Origin of the sequence: Streptomyces xylophagus, assembly GCF_000716435.1 — a bacterium.
Taxonomy (GTDB): Bacteria; Actinomycetota; Actinomycetes; order Streptomycetales; family Streptomycetaceae; genus Streptomyces; species Streptomyces xylophagus.
In genome coordinates this window covers 219,925-241,600 of record NZ_JNWO01000013.1, presented here as the reverse complement: position 1 = coordinate 241,600, position 21,676 = coordinate 219,925, and the positions used below count along the sequence as shown (strand labels likewise).

Sequence of the window (21,676 nt, the reverse complement as noted above, 5' to 3'; positions counted from 1 at the left end):
CGTTCAGGCCTGCGCGGCCCTGATACGGCGCACCACGCGCCGTACGGTCGGGTTCCTGCGCAGTGACTCCGCGCGCACCGGGCTGCCGCCGGGCAGCCGCAGGCTGGTGAGCCGGCGCTTCTTGAAGTACTGCGGGTACTCGTCGAGGTGGACGGCCAGCCAGTCGGTGACCTCGTCGCGCATCCCGTGGTACTTGAGCGCCTGCATGCAGTAGCCGACCGCCTGCACCAGCGGCGCCAACTCCTCGGCGAGACGGCCCAGTTCGAGCGGCTGCCCGACCTTGTCCTTCTCCGCGTCGGGCAGGATCGCGTCGATCACGGTGAGCGGGATGCGGTTGCTGTTCTCGTACGGCGTGATGCGTTCGAGGAGCAGTCCGGTGCCGACGCGGGCGACGGGGATGTCGTAGAAGGCGGCGGCCGTCATCAGCGCGGTGGAGAAGCAGCCGATGACCAACTGCGGGCGCAGGTAGGCGAACACGGTCTCGGCGAGGACCGGCTCGCGCAACACCGTGAGGCGGACGCCGAGTTGGGCCGCCGACTCCTCGAGTGACTTGCTGTAGACGGCCGGTGCGCTGGGGTGGGGCTTGAACAGGATGTCCTGGTGGCCCGCCTTCGCCGCGGCGCGCAGCATGCGGACGTGCAGCTGCTCCTCCTCGTCCTGGGTGATCAGGTCGATGGCGGAGAGGTACTGGCCGAGCATCACGGCCGTCGGCCGGTCCTCGGCGGGCAGCCGGTCGGCGAGGATCGAGGCGCCCTCCTCGCCGATCTGGGCGAGCACGTCGACGATCGCCTCGTTCGGGATGGGCTGCGGTTCGACGCCGTACTCGGAGAGCAGCATCGGGCGCAGCCCGGGTATCAGGTCGAGGTGCAGCACCCGGGCTATCCGGCTGTTCAGGTTGTGCGGGATGCGGTTGCGGGTGGGGCCGTAGCTCATCAGGCCGTCCGCGTACACGTGCACCTTGCTGTCGGCGAAGATGTCGGCGACAGCGCGGGAGGGGTTGGCCTGGATGGACTCGCAGGCGATCTCCACGTCCTCGTCACCGAGGTTCCAGGCCAGGCGTACGGCCTTCTCCCACAGGGCGGTGTCCTGGGCGCGCGGGGACCAGCCGGCCGGGTGGAAGGGGGAGATGAACTCGTTCCACGAGCGGACCTCGTCGAACTCGGGGCGCAGCTTCTCGAAGCCGGGCATCCGGTCCAGCGGGGTGCCGACCTCGGGCACGGCGGCGGTGTTGCTGACCACGAGGATGCGGCGGTGGGCCGTACGGGGGCCGAAGAAACCGGCGCGGATCGCGGCGGTGACGGTCGCGGCGGCGTACTGCGTGGCCGAGAAGAAGATCTGTGTCGTGCCGCTCTTGCCGCTCATGCCGCGACTCCCTTCATGCCACCGCGGATGCGCCGCAGCGTGTGCACGCGTTCCTCGCCCATGCCGACGAGCGCGTCGTTGAGTTCGGTCTCCGTCATCCGGCCGAGCGCCTCGGCGGCCATCTGCCGCAGCTTGGCGTGCACGCTGCGCTCGAAGCGGCCCCGGTCCAGGAGCTGGTGGGCGATGACGACGCAGTAGTTGCGCAGCGCCTTCTTGCGCAGCTTCGCGGCCTCGGGATCGTCGGCGAGTTCGGCGAGGACCAGGTCGAAGGAGCGGAAGAAGTCGAGCTGGCGGACGTCGCCGATCTGGGTCAGCGAGCCGGCCAGGCCCCGGCGGTAGAAGACCCCGCGCAGACTGGCGGCGACGTAGGACTCCGCCTTGCGGTGCAGTTCCCAGATCCAGGGGCGGTCCTCGGCGGTGCGCAGGCCGTCGTGGAAGCGCAGCAGGCCCCGGTCGAGGAGGCGGCGGTGGTAGATGCCGGCCCAGGCGTACGGGTAGTCGACCATGGTCGTGTCGTCGACCGGCAGGATCGAGCTGCGCGGGTCGAGCGGGGTGTGCCGACGGCCTTCCGGCGAGCGCTGGATGGCCCTCTCCACACCGGTGACGGTGACGTGGTCCGTCCGCACGAAGTCGACGTCGAAGCGCTCGATGACGTCCACCAGGTCGGCGAGATAGCCCGGCGCGAGCCAGTCGTCGCCGTCGAGGAACGTGAGGTAGCGGCCCTCGGCCGCGTCGATCCCGGTGTTGCGGGCGGTGGCCAGACCGCCGTTCTTCTCGTGCCGGATCACCCTGCTGTTCGGGAGCCGCTTCGTCAGCTCCAGGAGAGCCTCATAGGTCTTGTCCTTGGTCGAGCGGTCCTCGACGAACAGGAACTCGAACTCGTCCTTCGCGTTGTTGATCAGGCTGGTCACCGTTTCCGGGACATAGGCCTCGATGTTGTAGCAAGGGACGATCACGGACAGTGTTGGGGGGCGGTTGGTCACGCGTACACCTGGGCTCTCTCCGGGGCGGATTCTTGTGACCGTAGGAGATGTTCGACGCTGGATATCAACCCTGCCGGGGCCAACAGGTGAACGCGAAGTTACGGGCCGCCCTCCATTTACAAATAGCCACTCCAGCACACATCCCGAACCCCCGCTCGGCGATCCAACAATCGAATAGGTGGACGATCGACCGGGGGATCGTGTGATCGGCACAGCGTTCAGGACGGCGTTCCGCAGCGAAGACCTGCCATCGACCGGCCGACTGGCCGGCTTCGACGACTTCCTGCGCGGCGGCGACCCCCCGATGCGGGCGACCAGCGGAGCCGGTGCGGACTTCCGGGCCCTGGCCCGCACCCGGGACCTCGGGCCGCTGCGCCTCCTGGAACTGACCTGCTCTCCCTCCGTCCTGTACCGCACCGCCCCGCTGATCCGCCGCTCCGACCCCGGCCTGTGCTCGGTGGTGTTCCCCCTGCACGGCGCCCTCACGGTGTCCCAGGCGGGCCGCGTGGCCGCCCTGCGCGGCCCGGGCCTCACCTTCTACGACAGTGCGCGGCCGCTCCGGCTGCGGATCACCGGTCCGGGACCGGCCACCCTGCTGCGGGCGGACGTGCCCCGGTCCCTGCTGCCGCTCCCGGCCCGCCGGATCGACCGGCTCGCGGGAATCCTGTTACCCGGCCGGACAGGGCTGGGCGCGCTGCTCACCCACTTCCTGACCGACCTGGCCGCCGACCCCCGCGCCTATCCGGCCGCCGACGAGGCCCGGCTGGGCGCGGTCGCCCTGGACCTGCTGGCGGCGACCCTCACCCACCACCTCGACACCAGCCCCGCCGCGCCGCCCCGGGGCCGCGGCCTACTCCCTCGCATCGAGTCCTACATCCGGACGCACCTGGCCGATCCCGACCTGACCCCGCGCGCGGTGGCCACCGCCCACCACATATCCGTCAGCTATCTGCACCGCCTCTTCCGGGCCCGCGGCACCACGGTCACCGCGCTGATCCGCCAGGGCCGCCTGGAGCGGGCCCGCCGCGACCTCGCCGACCGGCGTCTGCGCGAGCTGCCGGTGCACCGCGTCGCCGCCCGCTGGGGCTTCCGCGACCACTCCGCCTTCACCCGGGCGTTCCGCACGGCCTACGGCGTACCGCCGCACGAGTACCGCCGGACCCGCACCCAATGACCGCACATCCAGGGGGAGTTCATGAGCAGACGGTTCATCAGACTCGGCGCGGTGCCGGTGTGGTCGGCGTCCTTCCCGCCACTGGAGCTGCGGCCGGCTCCCCGGACCGGCCGGCACCACCGCCTCGTGCTCCTCCTGGAGGGAGAGGCCCTGATCACCTCCGGCCGACGCCAAGTCCCCCTGCACGCGGGCGACTTCTACTACGACGACGGTTCACGCCCGCACGAGATCCGGACCGGTCCGATCAGGGCCGTCGGGACCGCCGTACCGGAGGCGCTGTTGCCGTTGCCCCGGGGTGTCGCCGACCGGGTGACCGGGCACCGCGTCCCGGGCGGGGACTGCGCGGGTCCACCACTCGCCCGGTTCCTCACCCAGGTCACCAGGAACACCGGTGTCTACCGGCCCGCCGACGGACCCCGGCTGGGCGCGGTCCTCGGCAGCCTGGTCGCGGCCCTGCTGGCCCACACCACCGAGCCGGACGCCGCGCCGCCCGCGCGGACACCGCTGACCGCGCGCATCACGGCGTACATCCAACAGCACCTGGGCGAACGGGAGTTGACCCCACACCGGATCGCCGCCACGCACGGCATCTCGCTCAGCTATCTGCACCGGCTCTTCGAGGACGAGAGCGAGACGGTCGCCGCGTTCATCCGCCGCAGACGCCTGGAGCGCGCCCGCTTCGACCTCGCCGACCCGGCCCAGGCCGGCACCCCCGTGCACACCATCTCGGCCCGCTGGGGCTTCGCCCGCGCCACCGACTTCGCCCGGGCCTTCCGCGCCGCGTACGGGCTGGCGCCAGGTGACTTCCGGCGTCGGTCCTACGGCCCCTACGGCCCGTATGGCCCGTACGGCTCCTGTGGACGCATTGCCACATGAGTGTGCTCTGTGCGCCAACGCCCCAACTGCCCCTTCCAGGCAGGCTGTTGATCAGGACGACCGCTCCACTTCCAACTCTCCGAAAGAGGTTGCAGTGAAGAAACTCCGTCTTGCCGCAGTCAGCGCCGTGGGCGCGCTCGCCGCGAGTGCCGGGCTGATGTTCCCGGCCACCGCTCAGGCGGCGCCCACTTATTGGCAGTTCCAGAACGCCGGGTTCGGCACGTGTCTGACGGCCGGGGACACCGGGACGGCGTTCGCCACGTCGTGCGTCGGGAGCAACCGTCAGCAGTGGGACTGGGTCGGCGCCAACGGCAACTTCGCCGAACTCAGGAACCGCGAGACCGGCACCTGCCTGATGACCGACAACAAGTCGAGCACCAACGCCGTCTGGATGAGCTCCTGCACGGGCGCCGCCGGCCAGTGGTGGCGGTACGCGGGCGACTCCGGGGCCATCTTCGACAACCTCGGCGCAGCCAACGAGGGATTCCTGAGGACGAGCCACACCCACAACGCCGTCTACGCCACCGACCTCGGCCAGCAGCCGGAGGCGGACGTCTCCTTCTACGTCTGGTGGGGCACCCACGACTGACCCTCACCCGACCCCCGACCACACCTCCACCCCCGCCACGACCACGGCCAGCCCCTCCTCGAAGTGCTTGCCGTAGTCCTCGAAGATCTCCGCGCCCGCCGCTGCCGACAGAGGGAAGTCGGCCAGCAGGCGGGCGCGTTCGTCCACGTCGTAGCCCTCGCGGCGCTCGTCCGGCAGCAGCTGGACACCCTGCTCCTCGCTGACGAACCCGATCGTGTAGAGGTACGACGTCGAGGTCGCGCGGACCGCCTGGGCGAGGGTGAAGCCGGCCTCGGTGAACAGGCGCAGGGTGCGTTCCATCTCAACGGCATGCAGGGTGCCGGTGAAGCGGGAGCCGCTGAAGACCTTGGCGCCGTCGCGGTAGCCGAGCAGGGCGTCGCGCAGGGCGCGGTTGTGCTTGAGCAGGTGCGCCTGCCAGCTGTCCTCGGAGGAGAACTCCGCGTCGGCGACCATCCGGCGGTACATCTCCGTCGCCATCTCGTCGAGCAGCGCCTGCTTGTCCTTGAAGTGCCAGTACAGCGCGGGCGCCTTGACGTCCAGCTCCTTGGCGATGGCGCGCAGGGACAGCCCGTCGAGACCGACCTCGTTCAGCAGCTTCAGGGCGGTGTCCGCGACGCGCTTGCGGTCGAGGGGGATGCGTCGTTCCGTACTCACGCTTGACAGCTTAACAGCGTTAAGGGCATCGTGATGGGCGTAGCCACTTAACAGCGTTAAGGAGATAGGGATCATGGCAGAACACGTGGATGAACTGGTGGATGTACTGATCGTCGGCGCCGGCCCGACCGGCCTCACCCTCGGCATCGACCTGGCCCGGCGCGGGGTGGACGCGCTGGTCGTGGAGAAGGCGGACGCGCTGTTCCCCGGCTCGCGCGGCAAGGGACTCCAGCCGCGCACGATGGAGGTGTTCGACGACCTCGGCGTGATCGACGCGATCCTCGCGCAGGGCGGCACCTACCCGACCGGCGCGACCTGGCAGGACGGACACAAGGTCGGCGAGCACCGGATGTTCGAGCCGTCCGGGACTGCACCGGACACTCCGTACGGCAAGCCGTGGATGGTGCCGCAGTGGCGCACCCAGGAGATCCTCTTCGCGCGGCTGACCGAGCTGGGCGGAAAGGTGTCCTTCGGGCGCGAGGTCACCGGCTTCGCCCAGGACGAAGAAGGCGTGACCGTGGAGTTCGCGTCCGGTGCCGCCGTCCGCGCGCGGTACGTCGTCGCCGGTGACGGCGGTCGCTCGGTCGTACGCCGGACCCTGGGCATCGGGATGCGGGGCGAGACGGTCGACCCGAACCCGATGCTGGTGGCGGACGTCCGCATCACCGGCCTGGACCGCGACAATGTGCACGTCTTCCCGGCGCACGGGGACGACGGCTTCCTCACGGTCTTCCCGCTGGCCGGCACCGAGGACTTCCAGGTCATCGCCCAGTTCCCGGACGGCACCGACGTCGACCTCTCCCTCGACGGTGTCCGCAAGGCCGTCGCCGCCCGCACCCACCTCGCGCCCGAGGATGTGACCGAACTCCGCTGGGCCTCCAACTTCCGGCCCCGGGCCGCCCTGGCCGACCGCTTCCGCGCCGGGCGGGTCTTCCTCGCCGGGGACGCGGCGCACGTCCACTCACCGGCCGGCGGACAGGGCCTCAACACCAGCGTGCAGGACGCCTACAACCTGGGCTGGAAGCTCGGCGCGGTGCTGCGCGAGGGCGCTCCCGAGTCCCTCCTCGACACCTACGAGGAGGAGCGGCTGCCCAACGCGGCCGACATGCTCGGCCTGTCCACCCGCGTCCACCGGGGCGAGGTACAGCGCGGCAGGGCGACCCAGCAGCTCGGGCTCGGCTACCGGGACCGCTCGCTCGCGGTGGAGACCCGCACGGACCTGCCCGAGGACGCGCTACGGGCGGGCGACCGCGCACCCGACCGCACGGTCGACGGCGTCCGTCTCTTCGACGCCTTCCGCGGCCCGCACTGGACCCTGCTGGCGCTGGACACGAAGGCACCGGCCGCCGCCCCGGCTTCGGTCCCCGTCGTACGGGGCCCGGCGACCGAGACGTACGGCACGGGTCTCTTCCTGATCCGCCCGGACGGTTACGTCGGCTGGGCGGGCGACACGGAGGACGGCCTCGCGGAATACGCGGAGCGCTACGGCCTCGGTCAGTCGCTGGTTCGCTAGACCGAACTCGCCAGTGACAGCTTCACCGCGAAGCCCAGGAACAGCGCCCCCGCCGCCGAGGTCGCCCCCGCCGCGAGCCGCCGCCGGCGACGGAAGGCCGTCGCCAGCCTGGTGCCGCTGAATATCAGGGCACTCAGGTAGAGGAAGCTCGCCAGCTGCGCGAAGGCGCCGAGCACGACGAACGACAGGGCCGGGTAGGCGTACCCCGGGTCGACGAACTGCACGAAGAAGGCGACGAAGAACAGGATCGCCTTCGGGTTGAAGAGACTCACGACGAAGGCACGGCGGTACGGCCGCTCGTCGGCGGCCTCAGCGGCGGGAGCCGGTTCCATGGCCGCCCGCTCCTTGCGGCTACGCCACATCGCCCAGGCGGCCCGCAGCATCCCGAACGCCAGCCAGGTCAGATACCCGGCCCCCGCGTACTTCACGATCCCGAACAGCACGGCGTTGGCCTGCAACAGCGAGGCGACCCCGGCCGCGGAGAGCGTCATCAGCACGGTGTCCCCGCACCACACACCGGCGGCGGCCGTGTACCCGGCACGGGTCCCGCGCCGGGCGGCGACCGAGAGGACGTACAGCGAGTTGGGACCGGGCAGCAGGACGATCAGGACCAGGCCGGCCAGATACGTGGGGAGATCGATGACACCGAGCATGGGAACGAGTGTCGCACGGGGGTACGACAGTCGGTCCTCGCCGTCATACGGAGTAATCACCCGGCTCAGAAGGCATCCGTCGGCACATACGTCCCCCACACCTCCCGAAGCGCCCCGCACACCTCCCCCACCGTCCCCCGCGCCCGCAGCGCGTCCTTCATCGGATATAGCACGTTGTCCGTACCCTCCGCCGCCTCCCGCAGCGCGCCCAGCGCCGAGTCCACCGCCTTCTGGTCCCGTTCGGCGCGGAGTCTCGCGAGGCGCTCCGCCTGCTGGGCCTCGATGGTCGGGTCGACGCGGAGGGGCTCGTACGGTTCCTCCGCGTCGAGGCGGAAGCGGTTGACGCCGACGACGACCCGTTCGCCGGAGTCGGTCTCCTGGGCGATGCAGTAGGCGCTGCGCTCGATCTCGCCCTTCTGGAAGCCGTGTTCGATGGCGCCGACCGCGCCGCCCAACTCCTCGACCCGGCGCATCAGTTCGACGGCGGCGCCTTCCACGTCGTCCGTCAGCGTCTCGACGACGTACGAACCCGCGAAGGGGTCGACGGTGGCGGTCACGTCCGTCTCGTACGCCAACACCTGCTGCGTACGCAGTGCGAGGCGCGCGCTCTTGTCCGTCGGCAGCGCGAGCGCCTCGTCGAAGGAGTTCGTGTGCAGGGACTGGGTGCCGCCGAGCACCGCGGCCAGACCCTGGACGGCGACCCGGACGAGGTTCACCTCCGGCTGCTGGGCGGTGAGTTGGACGCCCGCGGTCTGGGTGTGGAAGCGCAGCATCAGGGATTTCGGGTTCTTCGCGCCGAACTCGTCCCGCATCACGCGGGCCCAAATCCTGCGCGCCGCACGGAACTTGGCGACCTCTTCGAGGATCGTCGTACGCGCAACGAAGAAGAAGGAGAGACGCGGGGCGAAGTCGTCGACGTCCATGCCCGCCGCGACCGCCGTACGGACGTACTCGATGCCGTCGGCGAGCGTGAAGGCGATCTCCTGCGCGGGCGAGGCACCGGCCTCCGCCATGTGGTAGCCGGAGATCGAGATCGTGTTCCACTTCGGGATCTCGGCCCCGCAGTACTTGAAGATGTCGGCGGTCAGCCGCAGGGAGGGCTTCGGCGGGAAGATGTACGTCCCCCGCGCGATGTACTCCTTCAGCACGTCGTTCTGGACCGTGCCCGTCAACTGCCCTGCCGCTACGCCCTGTTCCTCGCCGACCAGCTGGTACATCAGCAGGAGGAGGGCGGCGGGGGCGTTGATCGTCATCGAGGTGGAGACCTGGTCCAGCGGGATGCCGTCGAACAGCACCCGCATGTCGTCCACCGAGTCGATCGCGACCCCGACCTTGCCGACCTCGCCGTGCGCGACGACCGCGTCGGAGTCGTGGCCCATCTGCGTGGGCAGGTCGAAGGCGACGGACAGGCCCGTGGTGCCGTGGGCGATCAGCTGCCGGTAACGGGCGTTGGACTCGCCCGCCGTGCCGAAACCGGCGTACTGGCGCATCGTCCAGGGCCGTCCGGTGTACATGGACGGATACACGCCCCGCGTGAAGGGGTACTTCCCCGGCTCGCCCAGCCGCTCGGCCGGGTCCCAGCCGGCGAGGGCCTCGGGACCGTAGACGGGTTGGATCGGTGTTCCGGACTCCGACTCGCGCACCATGGTGTGCACCTCCGGTCACCACGATGCCGCGCCGTTCGCGGCCCGTCATCCGGGGGTACGTCTCCGGGGTACGACGCCGGTGACGTTGGTGAGACGACAGGGGTCCGCGATGCGTACTACGGGCATGGGGAGAGTGATCGCCGCCGCGGCGGCCCTGTCGGCTCTGGTGACGGTGTCCGGCTGCACCGTGCAGGGCACGGACTCGGACGGCAAGCACCACCTGCCCATACACATCAAGCTTCCCGGCAGCAATAACACCAGTAGCAGTAGTGACAGCAAGCCCTCCGCCTCCCCGAGCACCGCCCGCGCCGCCGACGTCCTCTGGTCGCGCGGTGACAGCGGTACGGACGTGCGGGAGTTGCAGGCGCGGCTGCGGCAGGCCGACTGGCTCTTCGACGGGCCGACCGGGACCTACGACGATCTCACCGAGCAGGCCGTCGCGGGCTTCCAGGGCAAGCGCGGGCTGCCGAAGACCGGCGAGACCGACAAGGTCACCTGGCAGCGGCTGCTGAAGATGACGCACGAGCCGGGCAAGTGGGACCTGTATCTGATGGGCGGCCAGCCGGCCGGCGCGCCCGACCCGCGCTGTCTGACCGGCCGGGTGCTGTGCATCGACAAGACGACCCGGACCCTGCGCTGGATGATCGACGGGCGGACGGTGTCCACGATGTCGGTGCGGTTCGGCGCGCAGTACACCCCGACCCGCGACGGTGTGTTCCACGTCTACTGGAAGGCCCGGGACTGGGTGTCCACGCTCTACCACTCCCCCATGCCGTACGCGATGTTCTTCAGCGGCGGCCAGGCGGTGCACTTCTCGTACGACTTCTCGGCCCGGGGTTACGCGGGCGGCTCGCACGGCTGCGTCAACGTACGGGACGAGGCGGCGATCGCGAGTCTCTTCGCGCAGGTGCGGACCGGCGACAAGGTCGTCGTCTACCGGTGATGTGCGAGGAGTGACGCGCGTGAGGCGATGCGCGAGAGGTGATGTGTGAGGCGCGGGCGGGACCGGGGGAACGTGTCCCGCCCGCGCCATGTGCACGAGCCGTAGGTACGGGGGGAACCCCGGCTCTGTGCGATGGCCGATGACCAGTCGGCTCACTCAGTACTGCGCCACAGCGGCCGAAAACGTCACACCCCGCGCGAAAAAAGTTCCACGCGTTACGGAAGCGCAGGTCAGCGGGGTGCGGCGAGTTCAGAGCGCGGTGTACGTGGGACTCGGGGCCGGTGTCCCGCGGGTCTCGGTGGTGGGCGCCGGGGACGGGGCGGCCGACGACCCGTGCCGAGCGAGCGGGGCGAAGACCGAGGGGGCAGGGGTGGCGACGGCGCCGTTGTCCTGGTGCCCGCCGTCACCACCGCTGCCGCCGCTGCTGCCGCCGCCCGGTGCGATCGGGTTGATCTGACCGTCGTCGGACGCGCCCTGGCCGCCGGCCTGGTCGCCCTGACCGCCGTTCTGCTCGTCGCCCTGACCGCCACCGCTCTTGTCGGTGCCGGTGCCTGAGCCGGTGCCTGTGTCGCCCTTGTCGTCCGTGCCCGCGCCGCCTCGCTGGAGAAGGCCCTTGCAGTACGTCCACACGTGGGACGTGCCGCCCGCCACGCCCTCCAGCGTGCGCTCGCGGCCGGAGTCCAGGGGCTTGCCGTCGCGCACGGCACGGCAGGACGAGGTGACGCCCTTCCACCAGCCGCGGGAGCCGACGGACTTGTCGTCACCGGCGTCGGCGGAGGACGTGGGACCGCTGCCGCTGCCGACGGCCTCGCCGGAGGAGTCGCCGGAACCGCCGCCCGCCGTGGGCGTACCCGAGCCGCCGGTGCCGCTCGGCGAGGGCGAGATCAGGGGGCGGTCGGGCGTCGCGGCGGCGGAGATCGAGGCGGCGGGCGTCGGATCGTCGAGGAACGGCGTCGGCAGGACTCCCGTGGCGGCCGCGACCGCGACCCCGCCGAGCATCCCGGCGGCGACCACGGCGGTCAGCCCGACCCGCACGGGTCTGCCCCAGCGGGAGCCCGCGGCGGTCGGGACGGGCCGCCCGATACGGACAAGACCGGCGTCGGAGGACTGCACACGGCCGCGCCTGCCGAGGGCCGCCCGCTCGACACCGTTGCCGGTCCGCGCCGCCCGGAAAGCGGCCAACGCGGCTTCCTCGCCCGGGAGTTCGGCGCCGCCCGGCGGGTGTTCCACGGACAGCGCGCCGAGCGTCTTGGCGAGCCGCTCGGCCTGGTCGCGGACGGCCGGGTCGACGGCTTCGAGGGACCCGCCGCGCAGCAGGAGCTCGGCGGTTTCTCGGTCCAGCCATCGGCCGGGGGTCCGGCCCGCGGCGGAACCGCCGGCGGATTCGGGGTCCCCCGGAAAAGCAGAGCGCTCGTCGGCCATCACATGTCCTTCTGCGTCCGCGCACGCGTATGCGTCACAGTGGCGGACGTCACCGCGCGATCGCGCGATTCTCGCTGGGGCGGCAGGGCGTCCAGCGCCGCGGCCGATTCCGGGTCTCCGCCGAGCAGTTCCGCGAGCCGTTTCAGACCGCGGTGCGCGGCCGTGCGGACGGCGCCGGGCCGCTTGCCGAGGGTCTCCGCGGCGGTCTTGGCGTCGAGGCCCATGACCACCCGCAGGACGACGGCCTCGGCCTGGTCCTGCGGCAGCTGGGCGATGAGGGAGAGGGTGTGGTCGGTGGCCAGCGCCTCGATGGCCTCGCCGGCCGTGTCGGACTCGGCGGCGCGGCCGGTCAGTTCGGTCTCGTCGCCGCCTATCGCGGGGCGGCGGCCGCGCATCCGTATGTGGTCCAGGGCGCGGTTGCGGGCGATCCTGGCCGCCCATCCCCGGAAGCGGTCCGCGTCCCCGCTGAACCGGTCGAGGTCACGGGCGATCTGCAGCCAGGCCTCGGACGTGACGTCCTCGGCGTCCGGATCGCCGACCAGCGTCCGTACGTATCCGAGCAACCGTGGGTGCACCGTGCGGTACACAGTCCGGAACGCGGTCTCGTCCCCGTCCTGTGCCGCAAGCACCGCGGCGGTCAGCTCCGCGTCGTCCCCCAGCACGTGGTCCCTCGAATTTGATGGTCGCGGCCGCACTCCGGCGCGAAAGGCACGTTACGACCTGAAACTGTTCCTCGTCCATGTCCGTACAAGGCGCAACTACTTGGTTCGGGGCTGTGGTGTGACAGAAAACGCACTCATGGCGCTGTAAAAAGTACGGGCCGCCGCGCGGCCCGTGCCGCGCGACGGCCGGGGCCTCTCCTGTGGGGGGTGGCGGCTCCGGCCGTTGCCACGGCGCTCCGCTGGTTGGGCGGCTTTTCAGTGCCGGCCCGGTGGGGGCTGGTCGCGCAGTTCCCCGCGCCCCTGACGGGGCGCTGCCCCGGGGCGCCAGTCGTCTTGGCGCCGGGGACTTGTCGCTTGGGCCTCCGAGTCCCTTGCCTCCCGGAACGCTGCTACCGCTCTCCGCTCCGCCTCGTCGTCTACGACGACTCCGCGCAGCGCTGCGCCCAGCAGGGCCGGGAAGCCCTTGCCGTTTCGCTGTTCAGCCATGTTCGGGTCCGTCCGTGTCCGAGTCGTCCGATTCCTCCAGCGTCCTCGGGCCGGCATCCGTCACACCGTCGTCGCCGCCCAGTTCGCGGGCCAGCCGTCTCAACCCCCGGTAGGCGGCCGTGCGTACCGCGCCGGGGCGTTTGCCGAGGACTCGGGCCGCGGCGGGGCCGTCCAGGCCTACGACCACGCGGAGCAGTACGGCTTCGGCCTGTTCGCGTGGGAGGCTGCGGACCAGGTCGAGGGCGTACTCGGTGGAGAGGGACTCGAGGGCCTGGTCGTGGGTGCTGTGGGGGGCGGGGAGTTCGAGTACGTCCTGTTCGAGCGTCGCCGGCCGGGGGCGTACCCGCTGTCTGCGCAGGTGGTCGAGTGCCCGGTGCCGGGCGATGGTCGCCGTCCAGCCGCGGAAGCCCGCGCCGTCGCCGCGGAACCGGCCCAGGTCGCGGGCGATCTCCAGCCAGGCGTCGGACGCCACGTCCTCCGCCTCGTCGCCGACGAGGCCGCGCAGATAGCCGAGCAGGCCTGGCTGCACGATCCGGTACGCGACCGCGAAAGCGCTGTCGTCGCCCTCCTGGGCCCGCGCTACGGCCGCGCCGAGTTCCCCGTCGTGCGCGTGCCCGCGGCGGGGCTCGCCTGTCTGGCCCAAGGACTGTCCTCGTCCGTACCGAGTTCGCGAAGAATCCGTACCGGGCGCCGCGGTCCCCCCGCACCCCCCATCGCCATCAGCGCCGGGTCTCACAGAAGTGTCACAGCGTGTCTCCGCCGACTCCCCTCCGACTGCTCCGGCTCCCCTCCAACTCCCCGCGAACTTCCTGCGAATGAAGGAGACCCATGTCCGATCTCCGTATCGGTGTGCTCGGTTACGGCCTGCGCGGCAGCCTCGCCCGTGTCGCCCACCGCCCCGGCGCGGGCTCCCGCGTCGCCGCGCTCGCGGACCCCGACCCGGCGGCCCGTGCGGCGGCGGCCGGGGACTTCCCGGGGGTGGCGACAACTGCCGCGCACCGTAAGGTCATTGACGATCCGGATGTCGACGCGGTCCTCGTCCTCACCCCGGACCACACCCATGCCGACCTCGCCTGCGAGGCGTTGCGCGCGGGCAAGCCCGTCCTCGTCGAGAAGCCGCTCGACATCACCGTGGAGCGCTGCGACCGCGTCCTGCGCACCGCCCGCGAGACCGGCACCCGGCTGTACGTGGGCCACAACATGCGCCACATGCCGGTGATCCGCCTGATGCGGGACCTCGTCGAGGGCGGTGCGGTCGGCACCGTGAAGACGGTGTGGGTACGGCACTTCGTCGGGTTCGGCGGCGACTGGTACTTCAAGGACTGGCACGCCGAACGCCGGTACAGCACAGGCCTGTTGCTGCAGAAGGCCGCCCATGACATCGATGTGGTGCACTGGTTGGGCGGCGGATACACGCGGCGGGTGCAGGCGTTCGGTGATCTCATGGTGTACGGCGACAGTCCGCACCGGCGGGCGCCGGGCGAGCCGAAGACCGCCGACTGGTACACCGAGGACGGGCACTGGCCGCCGGGCACCCAGCGGGCGCTCAACCCGGTCATCGACGTCGAGGACGTGTCGTTGGTCAACATGCGCCTGGACAACGGGGTGTTGGCCGCCTACCAGCAGTGCCACTTCACCCCCGACTACTGGCGCAACTACACCGTCATCGGCGACGCGGGCCGGCTGGAGAACTTCGGCGACGGGCCGGGTGCGGTGGTGAAGGTGTGGAACAGCCGCCGTTCGGGATACCGGGAGCGGCCCGACGCCGAGTACGCGGTGCCGGACGTCGCCGCCGAGGGTGACGGCGAACACGGCGGCGCCGACCCGCTGTTGATCGACGAGTTCCTGCGGTTCGTACGGCACGGCGGGCGCACCGACACCTCGCCGGTCGCCGCGCGGATGGCGGTGGCCGCCGGGGCGGGGGCCACCGAGTCGTTGCGGGACGGCGGCACCCCGCGCGAAGTGCCGCCTCTCGACCCTGAGTTGGCCGCCTATTTCGAGCGCGGCCAGAAGATGACGTAGAACCCTGGATGGACGTAGACCCTAGATCGTGGTGTCCACGGGCTGTTGGGGTGTCTCCGCCGGGGCGGCTCCCGGGGTGGGCACCCGGTCCGTGTTCACCAGGACGCCGGCGATGAGGGCGGCCAGCAGGATCGAGCCCATCGCCCACCAGGTGGCGACGTTGAAGCCGTGCACCGCGGCCTTCGCCTCCAGCAGTTGCTTGTTCACGCCGGGGCCCGCGTGGGCGGTGGCGTAGCGCGTGGTGACCGTGGCGGCGATGGTGTTCAGCAGGGCCGTACCGATCGAACCGCCCACCTGCTGGGCGGTGTTGAAGGTGGCGGAGGCCGCGCCGGAGTCGCGCGGGGCGACGCCTCCGGTGGCCAGGGACACCGAGGTCATCATCGCCGTACCCATGCCGAGGCCGAGCATCAGCATGCCGGGCAGGATGTACGTGGCGTACGCGGGTTCCACCCCGACCTGGGCGATCAGCGCGAGCGCGCCCGCCGCGATCAGCAGGCCCGGGACCATCAGGGTGCGCGGCGGAACCCGGTTGAGGAACCGGGCCGCGATCTGCGTGGAGCCGGTGATCATGCCGACGGTGATGGGGAGATAGGCGACGCCCGTCTTGACCGGCGAATAGCCGAGGACGCGCTGCATGTAGTAGGTGAGGAAGAGGAACACACCGAACATGCCGATGGTGACGAACAGGATGGTGAGGAACGCCCCGATGCGCTGACGGTCCTTCACCACCGCCATCGGCAGCAGCGGAACGCGTGCCCGGGTCTGCCAGAACCCGAAGGCGACCAGCAGCACGACACCGCCTGCGAGCAGCGTCAGCACCAGGCCGTCGCCCCAACTCCGGGACTCCGCCTCGGAGAAGCCGTACACCAGGGTGAGCATGCCGAGGGAGCCGAGCAGTGCGCCGGGGATGTCGAGATGGGCGTCCGGGTGCCGGGAGCTGTCGCTGAGCAGGACCCAGGCACCGGCGAACGCGACCAGCGCGATGGGCACGTTGACGTAGAGGCACCAGCGCCAGTCCAGGTACTGGGTGAGGAAGCCGCCGGCAAGGAGACCAACTGCCGCGCCCGCGCCGACGATTGCTCCGAACACGCCGAAGGCCTTGCTGCGGTCCTTGGGGTCGGTGAACGTCGTCGTGAGCAGCGACAGCGCGGAGGGGGCCAGTAGCGCGGCGAAGACTCCTTGCAGCGCTCGGGCGCCGAACAGCATCCCCTGGTTGGCGGCGGCACCGCCGAGCGCGGACGCGGCGGCGAAGCCGATCAGCCCGATCATGAACGTGTTCTTGCGCCCCGCGAGGTCGGCGATCCGGCCACCGAGCAGCAGCAGTCCGCCGAAGGCGAGCGTGTAGGCGGTGATGACCCACTGCCGGTTTCCGTCCGACATACCGAGGTCGGTCTGGGCGGAGGGCAGGGCGATGTTGACGATGGTCATGTCGAGGACGACCATCAACTGCGCGAGCGCGATGACGACCAGCGCCCACCAACGACGGTTGTCGGCCATGGTTCCTCCCCGGGTCCGGCGGCCGCCCTCATCGTCCTCCCGCAGCCCACCCCTTGGGAACGCCGCCGTCTCTTATTACGGCGATTTTGCCGTGCGCCGCGCCACCGAACTCCGTTACTCGCGTACGCCGTTCACCGCGTCCCGGCACAGCAGCCGCAGCGACCCGTGCCCGCCGAAACACCGCCGCGCCTCGTCGATGGGGTCCCACAGCCGCCCCTCCGGAGTACGCAGCCAGTGCTCACCGCCGGTCGCCCACCACTCGGCGCCGGTCTGCCGCACGATCACCTCACCGGCGTACGCCCCGAAACCGCGCAACTCGCTCTCCATCGCGGCGTACGGCGCGCCCTCCCGCCGTATCTCCTCGATCATCCGGTCGACGCGCCACAGACTCCGCGGCGAGTAGTCGAGCCGCACCCGGGCCCCTTCACGCATCGTCGCCACGGCGTCCGCCGCCCACCGGACGGGCCGCGCGGCGGCGGAGGGCCGGTACTCCTGGGCTGTCATCACATGTGTCATCGCACCGAGAGAACCCCGGTGGCGGGGTGTTCCGTCACCACGATCCGGGCATTTCCCCGGACCGGCGCAGGACCGCCCCACCTCCCCCACAGGCCGGACACAGACCCCGCGCTCAACCCCGCCCGCGCGCCCGCCGCGACACCACCGCGCGCAGCACCCGGCGCCCCTCCGTCGACACCGCCAGCACCTGGCGCAGTCCGCCCTGGCCGGTCCCGGCGAGGAGTTCGAGAACGGCGATCTGGCGCCGCAGTTCGGCGGCGACGAGGGGCGACATGCCGTCCGTACGACCTTCACGGCGCGAGTCGACCGAGTCCGCGTCCGCGTCTCCAGCGGGGGTCACGACCTCCAGGAGCCGGTGGATCCGCAGCGAGGCGAGCGAGCAGGCATCCGCCCACTCCCGTACCGGAGTACCCGCTGGAACGGCCGGTGCGGTCGCGAGCATCGTGCGGGCGAGCTGTACGGCCCGGTCCTCGCCGGATACCCCGCTTGCTTCCTCACCGGATTCCTCGAAGGGGGCGGGCAGCTTGGCGCGCGCCTGCTCCAGACACTCGCCCCACGTCTCCCCCTCAGCCCCGTCCGCGAGGCCGGCCCACAGGGGCCGCAGCACCTCGTCGTCGCCGCCGAGCAACGGCACGCACCGATCCAAACAAGCCAGTCCACCGGCGGCCAGTGCGCGTTCGTCGGCCTGCGCGATCAGTTCCACCAGAGTCATCCAGACCTCCCTCTTCGGGGCCCCTCCCCTATGGAGCGCACGTTTCCCCTGACTGCGTGCTCCACCCCGGGAGTGTCACACGGGACGCCCCCGAGCAGGCAGAGAACAGGGAAGAAGAGGTTTTCGGCCAACGAGCAGGAGACGCGATCGACCCCACTCAGACCCCGACCGGAACTCCCGGTCCCGCCAGCGCCTTGGCGTGCTGCATCCGGGTCAGCCGCAGCACCAGCGCGATCGCCAGCGCCGCCGCCGCGATGTCGAGGGCGTCGGAGATCATCATCGCGTAGGCGCCGGCGTGGGTCCCGTCCACGGTGTCGGCGTCCCCGGACTGCGCGGAGCCCACCCGGTCCGCGAGGAGCGACACGATCCACAGCGTCCACCAGGCGTTGACCAGCAGATACGACCTGCGGGCGCCCGCGGGGCTGCTGGCGTCCCAGATGTCACGGGTGATCCGGCGCGGGTACCAGAGGTTCACGAACGGCACGAACCACCCGCCGACCGCCCACCCGGGCTTCATGCTCTGCGTGGACGGATCGAACACCCCGGCATTGGCCCGCACCCGCACGAACCAGCACAGGTACACGATGACGCACATCACCAGCGAGCCCGCCTGGACGCCGCCGGCCACCGTGTTGAGCGAGTTCGCGTCGTCCAGCCTCCGGGTGACCGCGGTGCCGGACGCGCCGTCCATGAGGTCGCCCGTCACGTCGTACAGCGCGAGATCGGCGTAGACGGCGAACAGATCGGCGGCGATGACCAGCCCGAGCAACGCGGCGGCGGTCCGGCCGAGTCCGATCGGCGAGCGCAGGTAGGACCCTGGCCTGGTCATGGGTGTGGGCATGGGAACGGACACGATGAAGCAACCCCCCGAGTAAGAACAGAAGGGGGAACATACGATCCACCGGCCCCGCAAGTCCAGCCGCGCCAACCGCCCCGCTCAACCCACCTTGCCCGCAAGGGACTTGAACTGCGCCCAGGTCAGCGCCGGTTTCCCCGGATCCCACAGTTTCTGGACGGTGGCCCGCAGCGGCATCCGGATGCCGGCCGCGACCTGGTCCTGCGTCTGCGAGTTGGCCAGGTCGCACCACACCGCGAAGGAGCCGCCGAGGATCTGGGCGTCGTACTTCACCGGTACGGCCTGCGTCCCGCGCAGCACCCGCGGGGTCCACTGCTCGTAGATCCGCTGCCCGGTCGGATAGACGAAGGTCTGCGGCTCGCCGAGGACGTAGTACAGGTACTCGTCGTTGTAGTTGAGGATCTTGCGCCCCGCGCTCAGATACGCGACGGGCTGCCGGGCGCCGATCTCCTTGCCCGTCCAGTACGCGACTTGGAGATCCTTGGCCGCCGCCACCGAAGTCCCCTTGAGGAAGCCGTCGTTCCACACCCGCATCGTCCGGTCGTGGTTGCGGACCGTGTCGGCGCGGTCGTTGAGCCAGCCGGTGGTGAGATCGGCGACGGTGCCGCCGGAGCCGTAGGCCTTCGTGGCCGCGGCCGCCAACTGCGGGAAGGACGCCTGGGGGTTGGCGACCGTCAGCGCCTGGTACTCGTCGCCGCCGAGGTGCCACTGGTCGCCGGGGAACAACCCGGCGTATTCGTCGAGGAGTTCGTCGACGATCGCGGCGGACGCGTCCTTGGAGATGTCGATGGCCCCACGCCGGGCGACACCCGACACGTTCCGCAGTTGCAGATCCGGGTGGGCGGCGAGCACCGCGCCCAGGTGCCCCGGCGAGTCGATCTCGGGCACGACGGCGATGTGCCGGGCGGCGGCGAGATCGACGATCTGCTTCACCTGCGCCTTGGTCAGGTGGTTCTTCGACACGACCTCGGGATGGGTCGTGGACGCGATCCTGAACCCCTGGTCGTCGGAGAAGTGCAGCCCGAGTTCATTGAACTTCAGGTCGCCCAACTCCCGTACCCGGTCCTCGATCCAGGACGCAGTGAACGGCTTGCGCGCGATGTCCAGCATGAACCCGCGCCGCGGCTTGGCCGGTCGGTCGTGCACGACGCCCTCCGGCGCCGTACCGCCGCCGTGCACTTCCTGCTTGAGCGTCCGGGTGCCGTAGAAAACACCCGCGTCCGAAGGCCCGCTGATACTGACCCGCCCGCCCCGCACGGTCATCGCGTACGACTCCGGGTCCGCACCCTCGTCGTCGTTCAGCGCCAGTCGTACGTCCCCGGCGCGCACGTCACCCGCCTCGCCGGCGTACGTGAGCCCCAACTCCCCGGCGATCAGCCGCCCTTCGTCGACGAGGTCGGCGTCGTCCACCACGACCCGGTACCCCTTGGCGGGCCGCCATCCGGAACCGCGCGCGGGGGTGTGGGCGCGCACGGCGGGAATGGTGCGGGGCGTCTGCGACAGCGGATAGACGCGGGTCGGGCTCGGAGTGGGGGTGGGAGTGCGTGAGGCCGACGCCCGCGAGGACGAGGAGGTGCCGTCGGCGGGGCTCAGCGCCGCACCCACCGGACTCCCGCCGTCCCCGGACGCCGACCACAGCCCGAGGCCCACTCCGGCCCCGACCACCACGGTGGCCGCGGCGACGGCGATCAACCCCCGCCGCTGCTTGCGCTGCTTCACCTGCTTCGCCGACGAGCGGCGCCTGTGCTGGCTCACGGCGCCAACCTACGGCCCCCGGCGGACCGCAGGTGTCCACCACACGTTCCGAAACTCTCCCGTCCGGGTGAAATTCGGGCATCTCTCGGACACGTCCTGACCACTCCCGATAACGTGGTGACGCACCTCTCACTCTTCAGCACCGCATCCCCTGCCGCACCGTCCGTGACGCGAGGATCCACACTGCCTGCGCACCGCCTTCCCCACCTCCCCGGCCGAGTGGCCATACCGGCGCTGCCCGAGCAGTCCCGCACCTCACCGTCCCCGAAAACCCTGGACGCGTTCAACACCGCGCCCACCGACGACGCCCGGCACACCCTCCTCACCTGCCTCCACAGCCTCCGCTGGTCCCGCCGCCTCACCGACCACCGCCCCTACCCCGACCTGGACTCCCTGCTCGCCGCGTCCGACGAGGCGGCGTACGACCTCACGGCGGGAGACCTGGCGGAGGCGCTGGCGGGCGAGTCACTCCCGGTCCTCCCCGACGACACGTACGAGGCCGCCCACATGGCGTTGGACGCGGCCCACGCCGCGTACGAGGCGAGGTTCGGCCACGTGTTCGTGATCTGCCCGGACGGGATTGCACCGGCCGAGGTCCTGGACCACGTACTGGCAGCCATCCGGTCACGTTTGACAAACGATCCGGAGGAGGAACGGGTGGTCGTTGCGGAAGAGTTGCGGCGCCTTGCAAGAGGGCGGCTGGCGAAGGTTTTTTAGGGGCGCGGGGAACTGCGCGACCAGCCACAACGGCGCCGCACCCGGCATTCAACAGAACCCCCCACCCCATTAGCCGCCCGAAACTAGCCCGTACGTGCAGCTTTGGGTGCCAGTTTGATCACACAGGCAGGCCCGCCGTAAGACCCGCGTCAGCGCCTCGCTACGATGCTGAGGGCCGGAGGACCGTACCCGGCCGGGCCCGACCGACAGAGAAGCCGGCGCGGCCCTACATCCCCGCTCCCGGAGGGCTTCCGTGCCGGCTGGAACGCTGTACCGCGGCCGGGAAGGAATGTGGTCCTGGGTGGCTCATCGAGTCACCGGCGTCCTCATCTTCTTCTTCCTGTTCGTACACGTGCTGGACACCGCTCTTGTGCGTGTCTCCCCTGAGGACTACGACAAGGTCGTAGCCACCTACAAGACGCCGATCGTGGCACTGCTGGAGTACGGCCTCGTCGCCGCGATCCTCTTCCACGCCCTCAACGGCCTGCGCGTCATCGCCGTCGACTTCTGGTCGAAGGGCCCGCGCTACCAGAAGCAGATGCTCTGGTCCGTCGTCGGCCTGTGGATCGTGCTCATGCTCGGGGCGATCTACCCCGTGCTCGGCCACGCCGCTCGTGTTCTCTTCGGGAGCTGACGCC

The 21,676-nt window shown here is 70.8% G+C and carries 21 protein-coding genes and 1 pseudogene; 8 read left to right on the top strand and 14 right to left on the bottom strand.

Annotated elements, in window-relative coordinates; translation table 11 throughout:
• Positions 1–3 precede the first annotated feature (3 nt).
• Together OO70_RS28430 and OO70_RS28425 are read right to left on the bottom strand one after the other, a co-directional pair.
• A complete protein-coding gene (locus OO70_RS28430; protein ID WP_043677172.1) occupies positions 4–1,362 on the bottom strand; it encodes a polysialyltransferase family glycosyltransferase in 1,359 nt (452 codons plus the stop codon).
• Entirely contained in the window at positions 1,359–2,345 is a 987-nt protein-coding gene (locus OO70_RS28425) for a glycosyltransferase family 2 protein (RefSeq protein ID WP_043677170.1), read from the bottom strand. Before OO70_RS28425 ends, OO70_RS28430 begins: the two co-directional genes overlap by 4 nt.
• A 178-nt stretch (positions 2,346–2,523) precedes the next feature.
• Between OO70_RS28425 and OO70_RS56180 the strand changes: the two genes are divergently transcribed.
• The 3 genes from OO70_RS56180 (at position 2,524) to OO70_RS28410 (ending at position 4,984) form a co-directional block, all read left to right on the top strand.
• A complete protein-coding gene (locus OO70_RS56180) occupies positions 2,524–3,519 on the top strand; it encodes a helix-turn-helix domain-containing protein (RefSeq protein WP_234336943.1) in 996 nt (331 codons plus the stop codon).
• Positions 3,520–3,540: 21 nt separating this feature from the next.
• Positions 3,541–4,395: a helix-turn-helix domain-containing protein gene (locus tag OO70_RS28415; protein ID WP_051741692.1), complete on the top strand. Its 855-nt coding sequence runs from the start codon at positions 3,541–3,543 to the stop codon at positions 4,393–4,395.
• Positions 4,396–4,489: 94 nt separating this feature from the next.
• Positions 4,490–4,984, top strand: a complete 495-nt coding sequence (locus OO70_RS28410) for an RICIN domain-containing protein (RefSeq protein ID WP_043677168.1) — start codon at positions 4,490–4,492, stop codon at positions 4,982–4,984.
• Positions 4,985–4,987: 3 nt separating this feature from the next.
• Here OO70_RS28410 and OO70_RS28405 read toward each other — a convergent pair whose 3' ends face one another.
• Positions 4,988–5,638, bottom strand: coding sequence for a TetR/AcrR family transcriptional regulator C-terminal domain-containing protein (locus OO70_RS28405; protein WP_043677166.1), 651 nt, complete (start codon positions 5,636–5,638; stop codon positions 4,988–4,990).
• Between the two features lie 73 nt (positions 5,639–5,711).
• Between OO70_RS28405 and OO70_RS28400 the strand changes: the two genes are divergently transcribed.
• The gene (locus tag OO70_RS28400) at positions 5,712–7,151 is read left to right on the top strand and encodes an FAD-dependent oxidoreductase (RefSeq protein ID WP_106971777.1); all 1,440 of its coding nucleotides are present in this window, start codon (positions 5,712–5,714) and stop codon (positions 7,149–7,151) included.
• On the opposite strand, the gene leuE is transcribed toward OO70_RS28400, so the two are convergent.
• Both leuE and OO70_RS28390 read right to left on the bottom strand, forming a co-directional pair.
• The gene (leuE, locus tag OO70_RS28395) at positions 7,148–7,804 is read right to left on the bottom strand and encodes a leucine efflux protein LeuE (protein WP_043677165.1); all 657 of its coding nucleotides are present in this window, start codon (positions 7,802–7,804) and stop codon (positions 7,148–7,150) included. The two genes, OO70_RS28400 and leuE, sit on opposite strands and share 4 nt — an antisense overlap.
• 65 nt (positions 7,805–7,869) lie before the next feature.
• Positions 7,870–9,450: an acyl-CoA mutase large subunit family protein gene (locus tag OO70_RS28390; RefSeq protein ID WP_043677163.1), complete on the bottom strand. Its 1,581-nt coding sequence runs from the start codon at positions 9,448–9,450 to the stop codon at positions 7,870–7,872.
• A 109-nt stretch (positions 9,451–9,559) separates the two neighbouring features.
• Between OO70_RS28390 and OO70_RS28385 the strand changes: the two genes are divergently transcribed.
• Complete coding sequence (locus OO70_RS28385; RefSeq protein ID WP_043677161.1) at positions 9,560–10,393, top strand: L,D-transpeptidase family protein; 834 nt, start codon at positions 9,560–9,562, stop codon at positions 10,391–10,393.
• 249 nt (positions 10,394–10,642) lie between these two features.
• Here OO70_RS28385 and OO70_RS28380 read toward each other — a convergent pair whose 3' ends face one another.
• The 4 genes from OO70_RS28380 to OO70_RS28370 form a co-directional block, all read right to left on the bottom strand.
• A complete protein-coding gene (locus OO70_RS28380) occupies positions 10,643–11,815 on the bottom strand; it encodes a hypothetical protein (RefSeq protein WP_051741691.1) in 1,173 nt (390 codons plus the stop codon).
• On the bottom strand, positions 11,815–12,477 hold the full coding sequence (locus OO70_RS28375) for an RNA polymerase sigma factor (RefSeq protein WP_043677158.1): 663 nt from the start codon (positions 12,475–12,477) through the stop codon (positions 11,815–11,817). The genes OO70_RS28380 and OO70_RS28375 overlap by 1 nt, the downstream gene beginning before the upstream one ends.
• 255 nt (positions 12,478–12,732) lie before the next feature.
• On the bottom strand, positions 12,733–12,963 hold the full coding sequence (locus OO70_RS52760; RefSeq protein WP_078651582.1) for a hypothetical protein: 231 nt from the start codon (positions 12,961–12,963) through the stop codon (positions 12,733–12,735).
• Positions 12,956–13,606: an RNA polymerase sigma factor gene (locus OO70_RS28370; protein WP_051741690.1), complete on the bottom strand. Its 651-nt coding sequence runs from the start codon at positions 13,604–13,606 to the stop codon at positions 12,956–12,958. Before OO70_RS28370 ends, OO70_RS52760 begins: the two co-directional genes overlap by 8 nt.
• A 185-nt stretch (positions 13,607–13,791) precedes the next feature.
• Here OO70_RS28370 and OO70_RS28365 point away from each other — a divergent pair, with 185 nt between their 5' ends.
• A complete protein-coding gene (locus OO70_RS28365; RefSeq protein WP_043677155.1) occupies positions 13,792–14,985 on the top strand; it encodes a Gfo/Idh/MocA family protein in 1,194 nt (397 codons plus the stop codon).
• A gap of 21 nt (positions 14,986–15,006) precedes the next feature.
• Here OO70_RS28365 and OO70_RS28360 read toward each other — a convergent pair whose 3' ends face one another.
• The 5 genes from OO70_RS28360 to OO70_RS28340 form a co-directional block, all read right to left on the bottom strand.
• Positions 15,007–16,482, bottom strand: coding sequence for an MFS transporter (locus OO70_RS28360; RefSeq protein WP_043677153.1), 1,476 nt, complete (start codon positions 16,480–16,482; stop codon positions 15,007–15,009).
• A 114-nt stretch (positions 16,483–16,596) separates the two neighbouring features.
• Positions 16,597–16,998 carry a hypothetical protein gene (locus OO70_RS28355; protein ID WP_051741689.1) on the bottom strand — a complete coding sequence of 134 codons (402 nt, stop codon included), beginning with the start codon at positions 16,996–16,998 and terminating at the stop codon, positions 16,597–16,599.
• 112 nt (positions 16,999–17,110) lie between these two features.
• Positions 17,111–17,710: a hypothetical protein gene (locus tag OO70_RS28350; RefSeq protein WP_043677150.1), complete on the bottom strand. Its 600-nt coding sequence runs from the start codon at positions 17,708–17,710 to the stop codon at positions 17,111–17,113.
• Positions 17,711–17,867: 157 nt separating this feature from the next.
• Complete coding sequence (locus tag OO70_RS28345) at positions 17,868–18,539, bottom strand: DUF4328 domain-containing protein (RefSeq protein ID WP_234336941.1); 672 nt, start codon at positions 18,537–18,539, stop codon at positions 17,868–17,870.
• A 108-nt stretch (positions 18,540–18,647) separates the two neighbouring features.
• On the bottom strand, positions 18,648–20,321 hold the full coding sequence (locus tag OO70_RS28340) for a beta-N-acetylhexosaminidase (RefSeq protein WP_234336940.1): 1,674 nt from the start codon (positions 20,319–20,321) through the stop codon (positions 18,648–18,650).
• Between the two features lie 219 nt (positions 20,322–20,540).
• On the opposite strand from OO70_RS28340, the gene OO70_RS28335 reads away from it, so the two are divergent.
• Both OO70_RS28335 and sdhC read left to right on the top strand, forming a co-directional pair.
• A complete protein-coding gene (locus OO70_RS28335; RefSeq protein WP_043677146.1) occupies positions 20,541–21,038 on the top strand; it encodes a 2-oxo-4-hydroxy-4-carboxy-5-ureidoimidazoline decarboxylase in 498 nt (165 codons plus the stop codon).
• Between the two features lie 247 nt (positions 21,039–21,285).
• A pseudogene (sdhC, locus tag OO70_RS28330) lies at positions 21,286–21,672 on the top strand (succinate dehydrogenase, cytochrome b556 subunit); the annotation flags it as partial.
• Between the last annotated feature and the right edge of the window lie 4 nt (positions 21,673–21,676).